Raw genomic sequence first — 14,091 nt, 5'->3', positions numbered from 1 at the left:
GTGTAGGAAAGATAACGAGATCGTAACCCACAAAATTAGTCAAAACCGTTACGTTCGCTCCATCTTCCCCGTCCGACCTTATACTGGCGACCTCGACTCACTCCACCGCACAGGAGAACGCCATGGGCTGGTCCGCCAAGCAATACGTCACCTTCGAACAGGAACGCACCCGTCCGTCCCGGGACCTGCTCGCCGCCATTCCCCCCACACAGGCCCGTTCGGTGATCGACCTGGGGTGTGGCCCGGGCAATTCCACCGAACTGTTGGTGGAACATTTCAGCGGCGCCACGGTGCGCGGCCTGGACAGTTCCAGCGACATGGTCGACGCCGCCCGCAAACGCTTGCCCGCCGTGGCGTTCGACACTGCGGACATCGGCCAATGGGATGAACCCGGGCCGTTCGACGTGATCTTCGCCAACGCCGTGCTGCAATGGCTGCCCGACCACGCCACCCTGCTGCCCTCGCTGATCGGCAAGCTCGCCCCCGGTGGCAGCCTGGCGATCCAGATGCCCGACACCCTGCACCAACCCTCCCACCGCTTGATGCGGGAAATCGCCGCCAACGGTCCCTGGGCCAGCCAACTGGCCGGGGCGGCGGACTCGCGTACCGAGGTGGAGGATCCCAGAACCTATTACTCGATCCTCAAGCCCCATTGCAGCCGCGTCGACGTGTGGCGCACCACCTACCATCACCCCTTGGCCGGCGGCGCCGCAGGCGTGGTGGAATGGTTCAAGGGCAGCGGCTTGCGGCCGTTTCTCGAGCCGCTGGACCAGGCGCAACGCGAGCAGTACCTGGCGCACTATCTCAAGGCGATCGAGCAGGCTTATCCAGCCCTGGACGATGGGACCGTGCTGCTGCCGTTTCCCCGGGTGTTCATGGTCGCGACGCGCTAGGGCGGGGGTCGATGACGCAGCGACGAGGGCCTAAATTTCAGCTCCGGGCCCTCGTTACCTGCTAAGACCAAAAACCCGCAAGAGTGACCGCCGTGGACCTGCAAACCATCCTGGGCAAGCTGTTCGCCAATGCCGGCGCCGTTGGTATCGAAGGCGTCTTCCAATTCGTGTTCGGCCCGCACCAGGCGTACTGGTCCGAGGTCAAGGCCAGCAGCCGCACCGAGGCTGGCCGCCACACCAGCCCCGACGTCACCATCGAGGTGGCGGAGAAGGACTTCCTCGGGATCATGGCCGGCATGGCCAATGTGGAAGAACTGTTCGCCAGCGGTCGCCTGAAGATCGGCGGCAACATGGGCCTGGCGACGTTACTGCCGCAGATCATCGACCATGCCCGGCATGGCGGTGGCGTGGTGGAAAAGGTCGACATGAACAAACGCTACCCCACCCCGCCGCGCTTCAGCGAAAAGCTCACCGCCAGCCTGCCGACCCAACGCAGCGTGCAACGGCGGCCTCGCAGCGGGCTGTCAGTGCAGGAATTTCGTGCCCAGTACCTGCCCCACGGCATTCCGCTGGTCATCAGCGATGCCTTGCAGGACTGGCCGTTGTTCAAGCTCAGCCGCGAAGAATCCCTGGTGCATTTTGCCGAACTGCAAGGCATCACCCGCCACGGCGACTACGTGAAAAAGACCTTCTCCACCGAGCGGGACTTTCGCTCCACGTCCATGGCCGACTTCATCGCCTCCCTCGACAGCCCGGCGGCCAAAGGCGCCGACGGCGAACCACCGGCCTACATGGGCAACAACATCCTGCCGGCGCGGCTGATGGAGCAGATCAAGCTTCCGCCCTACTTCGACCCGTCGCTGTTCATCCCTCCGCGCATCTGGATCGGCCCCAAGGGCACCTTGACGCCGCTGCACCGCGACGACACCGACAACCTGTTCGCCCAGGTCTGGGGCCAGAAAATCTTCACCCTCGCCGCGCCTCACCACCGCGAAGCCCTGGGCACCTGGTCCACGGCCCCCCAAGGCGGGCTGGACGGCTGCGATTTCAACCCGGACGCGCCGGACTACCAACGCTTCCCCCACGCCCGGGACGTGACCTTCATGCGCGTGACATTGGAGGCTGGGGATTTGCTGTTTTTGCCGGAAGGCTGGTTCCATCAGGTGGAGTCGGTGTCGACGTCGTTGTCGGTGAATTTCTGGGTGAATTCAGGGCGCGGGTGGTAAGAGCCGAACATCGCGCTCGCGGCGAGGGATTTATCTGTGGCGAGGGGATTTATCCCCGCTGGGCTGCGCAGCAGCCCCAAAACCTGGCAACGGTGGTGTGTCAGGCGGTTTGAATGGGGGCCGCTTCGCGCCCCAGCGGGGATAAATCCCCTCGCCACAGATTTTGTGTTCGGCATGGGTGGCGTGTTCAGTGGATTGTGAAGATCGCTTCACCCAAATGAACTCTGCGCACCTCACGCCAGTCAGCAGGTAAGGCCCTCCATTCAAGGTGCTAGACCATGCAGATATCCCTCGCCCGACAGGTTGCCCTGGTCACCGGCGCCAGCTCCGGCATTGGCGCAGGCTCGGCCAGGGCGTTGGCCGACGCGGGTGCCGCAGTGGTGCTCAACTACCACTCCAGCGCCGGCCCGGCGCAAGACCTGGCCCGTGAAATCAACGCCAACGGCGGCCGCGCCATTGCCGTCGGTGCCGATGTGTCGAAGGAACACGAGGTCGAGCAGTTGTTCGCCCAAACCCTCGAAGCCTTTGGCACGCTGGACATCCTGGTGGCCAATTCCGGCCTGCAAAAAGACGCCGCCGCCGTCGACATGAGCCTGGAAGACTGGAACACCGTGATCGGCACCAACCTCACCGGCCAGTTCCTCTGCGCCCGCGCCGCCCTGCGGATCTTCAATCGCCAGGGCATTCGCCAGGGCGTGTCCCGGGCCGCGGGCAAGATCATCCACATGAGTTCGGTGCACCAGCGCATTCCCTGGGCCGGCCACGTCAATTACGCCGCGTCCAAGGGCGGTGTCGATCTGCTGATGCAGAGCCTGGCCCAGGAAACCAGCCACCAGCGCATCCGCATCAACAGCATCGCCCCCGGTGCCATCCGCACGGCGATCAATCGCGAAGCCACCGAGGGCGAGCAGGAGCAAAAGCTGCTGGAGCTGATTCCCTACGGTCGCGTCGGCGATGTGGAGGACGTCGCCAACGCGGTGGTCTGGCTGGCCTCGGACTTGTCCGATTATGTGGTGGGCACCACGCTGTTCATCGATGGCGGGATGAGCCTTTATCCGGGGTTTCGTGGCAATGGCTGATCATGACGAACCGCAAAGCCCCATCGAGAACCACGGCATCATTGGCGACATGCGCACCGCCGCGCTGGTCAATGATCGCGGCAGTGTCGATTTTTTCTGCTGGCCGGAATTCGACAGCCCGTCGATCTTCTGCTCGCTGCTGGACACTGCGCAAGCAGGCATCTTCCAGCTCGCGCCAGACCTGCCGGATGCCCGTCGCCAACAAATCTACCTGCCCGACACCAACGTCCTGCAAACCCGCTGGCTGAGCGACGGCGCCGTGGTGGAAATCACCGACCTGCTGCCCATCGGCGACAGCGAGGATGATCTGCCGGTGTTGATCCGCCGTGTGGGCATGACCATCGGCAGCGCGACGTTTCGCCTGCGCTGTGCGGTACGCCACGACTATGCCCGGGCCGCCACCACGGCGCGCCAGGACGGTGCCCACATCTGTTTCGAGGCGCCGGGACAACCGAGCCTGCGCTTGTGCGCCGACCAACCCATGACGCTGGACGGGAACGCAGCGGTGGCCGAGTTCACCCTTACGCAAGGCCAGAGCGCCGAGTTCCTGCTGGGTGGCATCGACGACCCACGCCTTCAGGACGACGTCAGCACGATCTGCCTGGAGCGGACCCTGGCGTTCTGGCGCGGCTGGATCGGCCAATCCAACTATCGCGGACGCTGGCGGGAAATGGTCAATCGCTCGGCCCTGGCGCTGAAACTGCTGACCTCACGCAAGCACGGCGCCATCCTGGCCGCCGCCACCTTCGGCCTGCCGGAAACCCGCGGCGGCGAGCGCAACTGGGATTATCGCTACACCTGGATCCGCGACGCTTCGTTCACGGTCTACGCGTTCATGCGCCTGGGCTTCGTCGAAGAAGCCAACGCCTATATGCGCTGGTTGCGCGGGCGGGTCAGCGACTGCTGTGACCAGTCGACCAAGCTCAACATCCTCTACGGCCTGGACGGCAGGCTGGAGCTGCCGGAAACCGAGCTGCCGCACCTGAGCGGTTTCGGTGGTGCGCAGCCAGTGCGTATCGGCAACCTGGCCTACCAGCAGGTGCAATTGGATATTTTCGGCGAACTGATGGATGCGGTGTACCTGGTCAACAAATACGGCGAAGCCATCTCCCATCAAGGCTGGAAACACACCGTCGACGTGGTCGACCAGGTGTGCGAGGTCTGGCAGGACAAAGACGTGGGCATCTGGGAAATGCGCGGCGACACGCAGCACTTCCTGCATTCGCGACTGATGTGCTGGGTCGCCGTGGACCGCGCCATCCGCCTGGCCGAAAAGCGCTCCCTGCCCGCCCCGTTCGCCCGCTGGGACGAGACTCGCCAGGCCATCTACCAAGACATCTGGACGAATTTCTGGAACGAGGAGCACCAGCATTTCGTCCAGCGCCTGGGCAGCACCGCCCTCGACGGCTCGATGCTGTTGATGCCCCTGGTGCGTTTCGTCAGCGCCCGCGACCCGCGCTGGCTCTCGACGCTCGATGCCATCGAAAAACACCTGGTGCGCGACGGCATGGTCTATCGCTACCGCAACGACGACAGCCCCGTCGACGGCCTCAGCGGCATCGAAGGCTCATTCGCGGCCTGCTCGTTCTGGTACGTCGAATGCCTGGCCCGCGCCGGCCGCGTGGAAAAAGCCCAGCTGGAATTCGAACAACTGCTGCGTTACGCCAACCCGCTGGGGCTGTACGCCGAAGAATTCGACAGCCACGGCTACCACCTGGGCAACACGCCCCAGGCCTTGACCCATCTGGCGTTGATCAGCGCGGCGAGTTTTCTGGACCGCAAGTTGAGCGGGGAGAAGAATCATTGGCAGCCGTGAGTCGGGCTGCCCTGGTTTTAGAGAGAACAGATCCTTGTGGCGAGGGGATTTATCCCCGCTGGGCTGCGCAGCAGGCCCAAAAACCAACACCCAGTGTGTCAGGTTATTGGGTTGTCTGTTTGGGGGCCGCTTCGCAGCCGAGCGGGGATAAATCCCCTCGCCACAGGGAAAGCGGTGTGCTGGCTACCGCGCTGAGTCGGCCAATTCGATGTCATCCAACGCACGGTTTGCCAGCAACCTGGCCAGCTCGATCAACTGCTGAATCCCCAGTGCCACATGCCGCCGGGAACCCTCCAGCTCGAATCCCAGGTCACTGACCAGCGCATCGGCCGAGGCCAGGGTTTCGCTGAGGCTGGTCAGCACCGACTCGGTGTTTAGCCCGGGGACCACGGTGAACACCTGGCCGTCCTGGGTATCGGGTTTGGCTGGGGTGGGAGACAAGTGAATGTTCAACGCCCGGTCGGCGGCTTCGCGGAGTTTTTTTGTGTCGAGGGTGGTGTAGGCAGAAAGGTCTTCGGCGCGTGGGGGGTTGGGGGTGATCTTGACCATTGTGAAACTCCTGACTTGAAGTTGAGCTCACTCACCTCGTGACCAAACGAGGGTGGTGGGCGGTACGCAGGTTGGTCAACCGGGAAGTCAGGCACCCGGCGCACTCGAAAGTGCCCCGCGCACAGCCCACCGCAAAGCATACCGACAAGCACACAAAAAAGCGCCGACATGCTGAGGTTGGCGCGTGTGCGCCTGACATTGGACGGGTGACCAAACCCGGTCGCTGATTTTGCAGCGACGAGCAAAGCCTATCCCCACCCCTTCCGAACCGACAACCGACGCGACTCGTCGGAAAATTCCGGTTCACTTATTTTTTTGTAGGAACATCGCACCACTGTGTTGGGGGATTTATCCGTGGCGAGGGGATTTATCCCCGCTGGGCTGCGCAGCAGCCCCTCAAAAGAACAACCTCAATTAACCTGACAGACCGAGTTGCCAGATTTTGGGGCTGCTTCGCAGCCCAGCGGGGATAAATCCCCTCGCCACAGAAGCAATCGCCACAATTCGCCCATTTATCGTTACGCCCCCTTTCGAGTTGCCAGCCCCGCCAACCCCTCCTAAGATCGATGCTCTCACGGGTGCAGCGGAGCTGCCCGATAAAAACCCGACTCAAGGACCTGACATGACCCATATCAAACGCCCCATCACCACCCCACCCCGAACAGGCCTGACCCGCGAGGACCTCTGGGAAGGCCAGGACCGGGGCCTGATCAAGTGCTGGGAGATCGGCCGCGACCGGGCGATGAAGTTTCCCGAACTGGCGCAACGTTGCCTGGCCGGTGAATTGCCGGTGCTGGGTTGGAAAGGTGGCGTCAGCCGCAGCCTGAAGAAAAACGAAAAATTCGGTTGCCTCAAGTACCTCGCCCAATGGCAGGGTCTGCGCGGTGAGGACCTGGACATCGACATGACCCAGGAGCGCACCTTGACCTGTTCCAACACGAACATGATCGTGACGTTTACCCCGGATCGGGCCAAATACGTCAACCAGGAACCTGCCTGAACGCAACCGCACACTGCCGGAGGCCGACATGAACCTTGAGCCCAGGATCGACTTCGCCGTCACGCCGTTGCTGCGCATCGCCTACGAAGAACACGGCCCCGCCGGCGGCGCCCCCATCATCCTGCTGCACGGTTTTCCTTACGACCCCAGGGCGTTCGATGAAGTCGCGCCGGCCCTGGCCCAGCGTGGCTACCGGGTCATCGTGCCCTACCTGCGCGGCTACGGCCCGACCCACTTCAACAACCCGGCCATCATGCGTTCCGGCCAGCAAGCGGCGTTGGCCCAGGACCTGCTGGACCTGATGCACGTACTCTCCATCCCCCAAGCGGCGCTGTGCGGCTACGACTGGGGCGGTCGGGCGGCGTGTATCGTCGCGGCCCTGTGGCCCGAGCGCGTGCGCTGCCTGGTGACCGGCGATGGCTACAACTTGCAGGACATTCCGCGCTCCACACAACCGCTGGACCCGGAAACCGAACATCGCCTGTGGTACCAGTATTACTTCCACACGGCCCGGGGCGTCGAGGGCCTGACCCGGAACCGGCGCGAACTGTGTGGCTTGCTCTGGCGCCTGTGGTCACCGACCTGGACACGGGGCGCCGAACTGTACCCCCTCAGCGCCGCGTCGTTCGATAACCCGGACTTCGTCGACGTGGTGATCCACTCCTACCGTCATCGCTTCATGTACGCGCCGGGCGACCCGACGCTGGAGTGGATGGAGGAACGGCTGGCGGCACAACCGGCCATCAGCGTGCCGAGCATTTCCCTGTGCGGCGCCGATGACGGCGTGGGGCCCGCGTCGGAACACGATGAAGACGTCGAGCATTTCACGGGGTTCTATGAGCGCCGAGTGCTGCCCGGTGTTGGCCACAACATTCCCCAGGAAGCCCCCGCGGCCACGCTCAAGGCATTGCTGGATCTGCTTGAGGGCTGACGGCGAATCGCTCGCGATAGGCCTGGGGCGTCACGCCCATGGCCCGCAGGAAACTGCGGCGCAGGGTTTCTTCGCTGCCGAAGCCACATTGCACCGCCACCCGCTTGATCGACACCGCCGTGTCGGCCAGCAGGCGGCGAGCGGTTTCCACGCGAATCAACTCCACGGCCCGCGCCGGGGTCTGACCGGTCTCGGCGCGGTAGTGCCGTACAAAGCTGCGTTCGCTCATACCCACCTCGGCGGCCAGGCTCGACAGCGCCAGGTCACGGGTGAGGTTTTCGGCGATCCAGGCATGCAGGTCATCAAAGCGACTGCCTTGCTTTTGTAGCGACAAGGTCACACTGAACTGCGATTGGCCGCCAGGGCGCTTGAGGAACACCACCAGGTGCCGGGCGACCTCCAGCGCCACCGCACGGCCCAGGTCCTCCTCGACCAGCGCCAGGGCCAGGTCGATGCCGGCCGTGACCCCGGCCGAGGTCCAGACCGGACCGTCGTTGATGAAAATCGGGTTGGGTTCGACCCGCAATTGCGGATGTTGCTCGGCCAGTTGTTCGCAGCGGGTCCAGTGCGTCACCACGCGCCGTCCATCCAGCCAACCGCTGGCGGCCAGCAGGAACGCCCCGGTGCACACCGACGCCACCCGGCGCGAACGCAGGCCATGATCCTTGACCCAGGCCACCAGCGCCGGGTCCTTCGCCGCTTCGTACACGCCCCAGCCTCCGGCGATCAACAGCGTGTCGCTGCCTTCGCTCGGCAGCGGCTCGGCCATCAGCGCCAAGCCTGCCGAGGACATCACCGCCCCACCGCCCACGGCGATGACCGTCGGCGTGTACGGCAGCGGCAGGCCTTGCTGGCGGGCCAGGTCGTTGGCCGATGCGAAGACCTGCAAGGGCCCGGTGACATCGAGCACTTGCACGTTGGCGAAGGCCAGGACATGAACGGTTTTCGGTGGCTTGGGCATATTGGCGTGATTCGTGGGCTTATTGGCGTATACGCCAGAGCCTACGGATCTAAAGTAAAACCGTCCACCCCTCGGGCATCATCCAAAGGAGAACACGACATGACGTTGCAGATCGGTTTGCTGTTATTTCCCCAAGTCCAGCAGTTGGACCTGACCGGCCCTTATGACGTGCTGGCCTCGTTGCCGGACGTGAAGGTCCATCTGGTCTGGAAGGACCTGGCGCCGGTCACCGCCAGCACCGGGCTGGTGTTGTTGCCCACCACCACGTTCGAGGACTGCCCGAAGCTCGACGTGATCTGCGTCCCCGGCGGGACCGGCGTCGGCCCCCTGATGGAAGACGAACAGACACTGGCTTTCATCAAGCGGCAAGCCGCCGACGCGAAATACATCACCTCGGTGTGTACCGGTGCGCTGGTGCTCGGTGCCGCGGGCCTGTTGCAAGGCAAGCGCGCCACCACCCACTGGGCCTATCACAACCTGCTGCAAACCCTGGGCGCGACGCCGATCAAGGAGCGCGTGGTCCGCGACGGCAACCTGCTCACCGGTGGCGGCATCACGGCCGGGATCGACTTCGCCTTGACCCTGGCGGCCGAACTGTTCGACCAGGACACCGCAGAGCTGGTTCAGCTGCAGCTCGAATACGCCCCTGCCCCTCCGTTCAACGCCGGCCGCCCGGAAACCGCACCGACGCGCGTGCTGGAAGAGGCGAACCGGCGTGCGGCCGAGTCGTTCCGGGTGCGCTCGCAAATCACCCAGCGTGCTGCGGCGCGGTTGGAAAAGGCGTAACGATCAGTCCCGATGGAAATGAAATCCGTGGTGAGGGGAGTTGTCCCCTCACCACAAAGGTCATCGGTTCATCATCCCTCCTGGCGATACAACACCATCCCCGCGTGGTAGAGCACGCCTTCGCGAAAATCCCCATCGGCGGTGAAACCGGTGTCGTCGTGGTATTCGATATGGTCATCCTGCAGCCAGTAGTCGCCCTGATATGCGCTCTCACGTACACCTCGTGCTTCGTCATAGCGTCCGCCCGGCAGCAGCCGATGGCGAATCACGCCATCAGCCGTTACCCATAGGCCGACGAATTTATCCTGGTCTCCAAATGCCTTTCTCATGGGACATCTCCTGTCGGTCAAGTCGGTCAGAATGGACTGGCGGTTGGCCGCACAATCAGTTCGCTGACGTCTACGTCTGCCGGTTGTTCGATGGCGTAGGCGATCGCCCGGGCGATGGCTTCGGCCGGAATGGCGATCCTGCGGAACTCACGCATTTCGGCACGTCCACCTTCATCGGAAATGCTATCGGCCAGTTCCGATTCGGTCACACCGGGGGAAATCACCGTCACCCGCACATCACCCCCGACTTCCTGGCGCAAGCCCTCGGAAATCGCGCGCACGGCGTACTTGGTGGCGCAGTACACGGCGGCCGTCGGGCTGACCGCGTAGGCACCGATGGAGGCGATGTTGATGAACTGGCCGCTGCGCTGGCGCTGCATCAATGGCAGGCCGGCGGCGATGCCGTGGAGCACGCCACGAATGTTGACGTCGATCATGCGATCCCATTCCTCGACTTTCAGCGCCTCGAGCTTGGAGAGCGGCATGACCCCGGCATTGTTGATGATCACGTCGACCCGGCCGAACCGCTCGACAGCGAAATCGACGAAGTCCTGGACATCCTCACGACGGGTCACGTCCACGGCCTTGCAGACCGCCTGCTGACCGGCGGTTTCGAGTTCCTGCACCAGTGTTTGCAAACGATCGATGCGCCGCGCGCCAAGTACGACACGAGCACCGCGAGCCGCAAGCAACCGCGCCGCGGCTTCACCAATCCCGCTGCTGGCGCCGGTGATGACCACAACTTTGTTTTGAATATCGGACATGATGGTTTCCTCGTCTGGCTGTATTGGCCCCCGGTGGGAGCGTTTTGACAGGTCCAGATTAGGGAACCGACCGAGGCCAGGGTTAGCTGGATCCTCCTGCGCACTTGCACAATCCTGTAGCGATAGATCCGACTCTGGCCGACAGCCGCGCAATCGGTTTTACTAGCGCGGTCTATTCATTTTGGCCAGGGAGGTTGCTTGGTATGTCGGTATCCACGTCCATCCACATTGCGCCAGACGACGGCGTCAATCAGCGTCGCGCCGAAATAGCGAGCCTGATGATGCGCTTCGCCCCGGAATTCGGCGTCCACGCCACGGCCATCGAAGCGTTGCACCTGATCCGCAGCGACCAGCCGACCGAAGCCCTGCACGTCGTGCATAAGCCCGGCCTGTGCGTGATCATCGAGGGGCGCAAGGAAGTGCACCTGGCGGACGAACGCTACGTGTATGACCCGCTCAATTACCTTGTCGTCTCGGTGACCCTGCCGTTGGCCGGGCAGGTGATCGAAGCCAGTCCCGAGCGCCCCTATTTATGTATTCGCCTGGACATCGATCCGGCACAGATCTGCCGCCTGATCGCCGACGCCAGTCCCATCGGCGTGCCGACCGAAAGAACCGATCGTGGATTGTTCCTGGATCGCATCGATGCGCCATTACTCGACGCGATGTTGCGCTTGCTGCGGCTGCTGGACAGCCCGGATGATATCGCCACCCTCGCGCCGCTGGCCCAGCAGGAGATTTTCTACCGGCTGCTGCGTGGCGCCCAAGGCCAGCGCTTGCACGAAATCGCCATTCCCGACACCCAGACCCATCGCATCAGCCGCGCCATCGAGTGGCTCAATACTCATTACGCCAAGCCACTGAGCATCGACAGCCTGGCACAAATGATCAATCTCAGCCCTTCGGCCCTGCATCACCGCTTCAAAGCCGTGACCGCCATGAGCCCGCTGCAATACCAGAAGCAGTTGCGCCTGCAAGAAGCCCGACGGTTATTGTTGGCGGAGAACAGCGACGTTTCGTCAATTGGCTACAAGGTGGGATATGAAAGCCCGTCGCAGTTCAGCCGTGAATACAGCCGTCTATTTGGCGCCTCCCCGAGCAAGGACATCGCGCGTTTGCGTGCCCAGGCGCTGCAAGCCAGTAGCGCCTGATCCCGCACACAGACAGGATCAGGCAAAACCAGGGCAGTATCCGTCTAACGCCCGCCCCCGCCTCGCCCCTAATCTGAACCCATGCAGCAAGACAACCGTCCCGACTGCAACGGGTTCAGCAGATCACGACATCTGAACGACCCGGCACTCAACCTGATATGACCGGAGTCTTTACCATGAAAACGTTCAACACCTTGATCGCCGTTACCACCTTCGCCCTGAGCGCCAGTGCGTTTGCCCTGCCGAGCCAGCAGCAAGACCGTTTCTTTACCTGGGCGGGCGATTATCAGCAGCCGGTGGCCGCTGATGGCGCGGATCGGACGCCTGGAGGGCAGACAGTCGCTGCCGATGGTGCCGAGCGGACGCCAGGGGGTCAGACCTTGGCCGCTGATGGGGCCGAGCGTACCCCCGGAGGGCAGACGCTCGCAGCCGATGGTGGTGACCGCACCCCTGGGGGCCAGGCCTTGGCTGCTGATGGGGCTGACCGTACCATGACCCAACGCCTGGGATGATCAGGCCACTTTTCCACAGACGAAAAAAAACCCGCCTAGGCGGGTTTTTTGAGGACCAATTTGACTCCCTGTCCGGCATTCCATGCCTGGTCCAATCATCCATGACCCCAAGCACTCCCTGTACTCAGTGGATGAACATAGATTAGGCCCACCGGTGACTTGGAGAAAGACGAGAAAGCAGCAACGGCGTGTAAGCGTTTCGCTATAGGACTCTTTCCTGGCTTTTCAGCGGGCGAAAAAAAACCCGCCGAAGCGGGTTTTTCCAAGACCATTACGACTCCCTGTCGATAGCTAATCCTTGCATGGTCGATCGTCCCTGATCCTGAGCACTTCCTGTGCTTCAGTGGATGAGTCCAGATTACGCCTCGGATCCAAAATGAAATAGACGACATAGCTACCATCTCGTGTAAGACATTCGCTATACCTGCCCCCTCCGAAAACCCTTAGCTCTGCCAGCCGGCCAACTCAAGGCTTGTGCAGGAACGCTTCAATATTGGCCATCTGTTCGTCCCAGCCACGGCTGTCCATGCGAAAAGCTTTGAGTCGGCGTGCCTCGGGAATGTTGTTGAAACCTGACTCCACGACTTTGAGCAAGGTACCGCCATCCATGTCTTCGAGTTCGAATTGCACTCGGGTCTCGGACTCTTGGGAATAATCTACCTGCGGCTCGACAGCGTAAGGATGCCAGCGAAACGAGAAGACCCGCTCGGGTTCCACCCGCTCCACCGCTACGTCCCAGATAAGGTGTTCGTAACCTGGATAAGTAATTTGCCCTTGGGTACGCTCGCCTGCCACAAACCGTTTCCCCTCAAGGGCGACACCGAACCATTGGCCAAAGGCTTCGGCATTGGCCAGTGCGCGCCAGACTTGGGAGCGCGGGGCCTTGAGCAGGATCTTTCTTTCAATGCGGTCGGATGAATGCATGAGTCACCTCCTGTGTTTCAACAGTAGGCTTGTAAGACCGCAAGGCCAACCGGAAAGTTGTATCGGACCGTCGTTTAGCGCCCGCCAACTTTAAAACAGCACGGCGCGATGTAAACTCCCTCGGCGCTTTCACCCCCTCAAGGAGAGACCCACATGTCCCTACGCTTGCTTCTGGCCCTGACGCCACTGTTTTTTGTCGCCGTTGCCCAGGCCGACGACTGCGCCGACGCCACGACTCAAGGCGAAATGAACCAATGCGCAGCCAAAGAAAACAAGGCCGCCGACAATGAGCTGAACAGTTTGTACAAGCAAATCACCGCACGCCTGAAGGACAATCCCGAGGCCAAGAAAATGCTGGTCAAGGCGCAGCGTGCCTGGATAGGCTTCCGTGATGCCGAATGCGAATTCTCCGCCTCTGGGGTTGAGGGCGGCAGTGTCTATCCACTGATCTATGACAATTGCATCACCGCCCAGACCAAAGCCCGGGTCGAGGCGTTCAAGACCTATCTCAAGTGCGAGGAAGGGGATTTGAGCTGCCCCGTACCCGAGGCTTAGCAGCCAGGATGAAAAAAGGATGACCTCTGCAGGTCATCCTTTTTTTGGCCCAACGCTTTTATAGCGGGAAAAACAAAACCCCTACCTGCATCAGCAGATAGGGGTTTCGGAATTTAATCTTGACGATGACCTACTCTCACATGGGGAAACCCCACACTACCATCGGCGATGCATCGTTTCACTTCTGAGTTCGGGATGGGATCAGGTGGTTCCAATGCTCTATGGTCGTCAAGAAATTCGGTAGCCAGCGCGTGCCTTGCGGTCACGTTCCAGCGAATGGGTATGTGATAGTTTGTGTGTTGCGGTTGAGCGTCGCGAACTTTCGGTTCGTTTCGTCTTCACACACCGCAATCTGGTCTCTTTCGCCCTAGGGCCTGGAGCATTCAAATTGCTTGGGTGTTATATGGTCAAGCCTCACGGGCAATTAGTACAGGTTAGCTCAACGCCTCACAGCGCTTACACACCCTGCCTATCAACGTCGTAGTCTTCGACGGCCCTTCAGGGGACTCAAGGTCCCAGTGAGATCTCATCTTGAGGCAAGTTTCCCGCTTAGATGCTTTCAGCGGTTATCTTTTCCGAACATAGCTACCCGGCAATGCCACTGGCGTGACAACC

At 61.9% G+C, this 14,091-nt stretch carries 14 protein-coding genes, 2 rRNA genes and 1 pseudogene; 10 read left to right on the top strand and 7 right to left on the bottom strand.

The genetic code is table 11. The features are described 5' to 3' along the window. Positions 1-122 precede the first annotated feature (122 nt). From tam to BLP82_RS24400, 4 genes are all read left to right on the top strand, one after another. Positions 123-893 carry a trans-aconitate 2-methyltransferase gene (gene tam, locus BLP82_RS24415; protein WP_092174123.1) on the top strand — a complete coding sequence of 257 codons (771 nt, stop codon included), beginning with the start codon at positions 123-125 and terminating at the stop codon, positions 891-893. Positions 894-985: 92 nt separating this feature from the next. Beyond that, on the top strand, positions 986-2,119 hold the full coding sequence (locus tag BLP82_RS24410; RefSeq protein ID WP_092174120.1) for a cupin-like domain-containing protein: 1,134 nt from the start codon (positions 986-988) through the stop codon (positions 2,117-2,119). Positions 2,120-2,397: 278 nt separating this feature from the next. After that, positions 2,398-3,198, top strand: a complete 801-nt coding sequence (locus BLP82_RS24405; protein ID WP_092174117.1) for an SDR family oxidoreductase — start codon at positions 2,398-2,400, stop codon at positions 3,196-3,198. Further along, positions 3,191-5,014 carry a glycoside hydrolase family 15 protein gene (locus BLP82_RS24400; RefSeq protein ID WP_092174114.1) on the top strand — a complete coding sequence of 608 codons (1,824 nt, stop codon included), beginning with the start codon at positions 3,191-3,193 and terminating at the stop codon, positions 5,012-5,014. Before BLP82_RS24405 ends, BLP82_RS24400 begins: the two co-directional genes overlap by 8 nt. A 183-nt stretch (positions 5,015-5,197) precedes the next feature. On the opposite strand, the gene BLP82_RS24395 is transcribed toward BLP82_RS24400, so the two are convergent. Then, the gene (locus BLP82_RS24395; protein ID WP_092174111.1) at positions 5,198-5,563 is read right to left on the bottom strand and encodes a DUF6124 family protein; all 366 of its coding nucleotides are present in this window, start codon (positions 5,561-5,563) and stop codon (positions 5,198-5,200) included. A gap of 622 nt (positions 5,564-6,185) precedes the next feature. On the opposite strand from BLP82_RS24395, the gene BLP82_RS24390 reads away from it, so the two are divergent. Then, the gene (locus tag BLP82_RS24390) at positions 6,186-6,563 is read left to right on the top strand and encodes a hypothetical protein (RefSeq protein ID WP_092174108.1); all 378 of its coding nucleotides are present in this window, start codon (positions 6,186-6,188) and stop codon (positions 6,561-6,563) included. A gap of 28 nt (positions 6,564-6,591) precedes the next feature. Further along, positions 6,592-7,494 (top strand): alpha/beta fold hydrolase, encoded by a 903-nt coding sequence (locus tag BLP82_RS24385; protein WP_092174104.1) that lies wholly within the window; start codon positions 6,592-6,594, stop codon positions 7,492-7,494. Here the strand turns inward: BLP82_RS24385 and BLP82_RS24380 are convergent. Next, entirely contained in the window at positions 7,463-8,455 is a 993-nt protein-coding gene (locus BLP82_RS24380; RefSeq protein ID WP_092174100.1) for a GlxA family transcriptional regulator, read from the bottom strand. The genes BLP82_RS24385 and BLP82_RS24380 overlap by 32 nt on opposite strands. A gap of 99 nt (positions 8,456-8,554) precedes the next feature. On the opposite strand from BLP82_RS24380, the gene inhA reads away from it, so the two are divergent. Then, positions 8,555-9,241, top strand: coding sequence for an isonitrile hydratase (inhA, locus tag BLP82_RS24375; RefSeq protein WP_092174097.1), 687 nt, complete (start codon positions 8,555-8,557; stop codon positions 9,239-9,241). A gap of 71 nt (positions 9,242-9,312) precedes the next feature. Here inhA and BLP82_RS24370 read toward each other — a convergent pair whose 3' ends face one another. Both BLP82_RS24370 and BLP82_RS24365 read right to left on the bottom strand, forming a co-directional pair. Further along, positions 9,313-9,570 carry an Atu4866 domain-containing protein gene (locus BLP82_RS24370; protein ID WP_060741379.1) on the bottom strand — a complete coding sequence of 86 codons (258 nt, stop codon included), beginning with the start codon at positions 9,568-9,570 and terminating at the stop codon, positions 9,313-9,315. Positions 9,571-9,596: 26 nt separating this feature from the next. Beyond that, entirely contained in the window at positions 9,597-10,334 is a 738-nt protein-coding gene (locus BLP82_RS24365; protein ID WP_060741378.1) for an SDR family oxidoreductase, read from the bottom strand. Between the two features lie 203 nt (positions 10,335-10,537). Between BLP82_RS24365 and BLP82_RS24360 the strand changes: the two genes are divergently transcribed. Then, positions 10,538-11,485, top strand: coding sequence for an AraC family transcriptional regulator (locus BLP82_RS24360; RefSeq protein WP_092174094.1), 948 nt, complete (start codon positions 10,538-10,540; stop codon positions 11,483-11,485). 158 nt (positions 11,486-11,643) lie between these two features. Beyond that, positions 11,644-11,976, top strand: a pseudogene (locus BLP82_RS24355) (hypothetical protein); the annotation flags it as partial. A 486-nt stretch (positions 11,977-12,462) separates the two neighbouring features. On the opposite strand, the gene BLP82_RS24350 reads toward BLP82_RS24355, so the two are convergent. After that, complete coding sequence (locus BLP82_RS24350) at positions 12,463-12,921, bottom strand: SRPBCC family protein (protein ID WP_092174088.1); 459 nt, start codon at positions 12,919-12,921, stop codon at positions 12,463-12,465. A 153-nt stretch (positions 12,922-13,074) separates the two neighbouring features. On the opposite strand from BLP82_RS24350, the gene BLP82_RS24345 reads away from it, so the two are divergent. Further along, positions 13,075-13,476, top strand: coding sequence for a lysozyme inhibitor LprI family protein (locus tag BLP82_RS24345; RefSeq protein WP_092174085.1), 402 nt, complete (start codon positions 13,075-13,077; stop codon positions 13,474-13,476). A 117-nt stretch (positions 13,477-13,593) separates the two neighbouring features. On the opposite strand, the gene rrf is transcribed toward BLP82_RS24345, so the two are convergent. Beyond that, positions 13,594-13,709, bottom strand: a 5S ribosomal RNA gene (rrf, locus tag BLP82_RS24340). Positions 13,710-13,879: 170 nt separating this feature from the next. Further along, positions 13,880-14,091 (bottom strand): 23S ribosomal RNA (locus BLP82_RS24335); the annotation flags it as partial.

Source organism: Pseudomonas sp. NFACC37-1, from assembly GCF_900101575.1.
Lineage (GTDB): Bacteria > Pseudomonadota > Gammaproteobacteria > Pseudomonadales > Pseudomonadaceae > Aquipseudomonas > Aquipseudomonas fluorescens_AA.
The sequence above is the reverse complement of the archived record's forward strand: the minus strand, read 5'-3'. Positions and strand labels throughout refer to the sequence as shown.

What these genes read in the sequence shown, in the direction of transcription:
- tam (WP_092174123.1), top strand. Translation starts at nt 123, where the DNA reads ATGGGCTGGTCCGCCAAGCAATACGTCACCTTCGAACAGGAACGCACC.
- BLP82_RS24405 (WP_092174117.1), top strand. Translation starts at nt 2,398, where the DNA reads ATGCAGATATCCCTCGCCCGACAGGTTGCCCTGGTCACCGGCGCCAGC.
- BLP82_RS24400 (WP_092174114.1), top strand. Translation starts at nt 3,191, where the DNA reads ATGGCTGATCATGACGAACCGCAAAGCCCCATCGAGAACCACGGCATC.
- BLP82_RS24395 (WP_092174111.1), bottom strand. Translation starts at nt 5,563, where the DNA reads ATGGTCAAGATCACCCCCAACCCCCCACGCGCCGAAGACCTTTCTGCC.
- BLP82_RS24390 (WP_092174108.1), top strand. Translation starts at nt 6,186, where the DNA reads ATGACCCATATCAAACGCCCCATCACCACCCCACCCCGAACAGGCCTG.
- BLP82_RS24385 (WP_092174104.1), top strand. Translation starts at nt 6,592, where the DNA reads ATGAACCTTGAGCCCAGGATCGACTTCGCCGTCACGCCGTTGCTGCGC.
- BLP82_RS24380 (WP_092174100.1), bottom strand. Translation starts at nt 8,455, where the DNA reads ATGCCCAAGCCACCGAAAACCGTTCATGTCCTGGCCTTCGCCAACGTG.
- inhA (WP_092174097.1), top strand. Translation starts at nt 8,555, where the DNA reads ATGACGTTGCAGATCGGTTTGCTGTTATTTCCCCAAGTCCAGCAGTTG.
- BLP82_RS24370 (WP_060741379.1), bottom strand. Translation starts at nt 9,570, where the DNA reads ATGAGAAAGGCATTTGGAGACCAGGATAAATTCGTCGGCCTATGGGTA.
- BLP82_RS24365 (WP_060741378.1), bottom strand. Translation starts at nt 10,334, where the DNA reads ATGTCCGATATTCAAAACAAAGTTGTGGTCATCACCGGCGCCAGCAGC.
- BLP82_RS24360 (WP_092174094.1), top strand. Translation starts at nt 10,538, where the DNA reads ATGTCGGTATCCACGTCCATCCACATTGCGCCAGACGACGGCGTCAAT.
- BLP82_RS24350 (WP_092174088.1), bottom strand. Translation starts at nt 12,921, where the DNA reads ATGCATTCATCCGACCGCATTGAAAGAAAGATCCTGCTCAAGGCCCCG.
- BLP82_RS24345 (WP_092174085.1), top strand. Translation starts at nt 13,075, where the DNA reads ATGTCCCTACGCTTGCTTCTGGCCCTGACGCCACTGTTTTTTGTCGCC.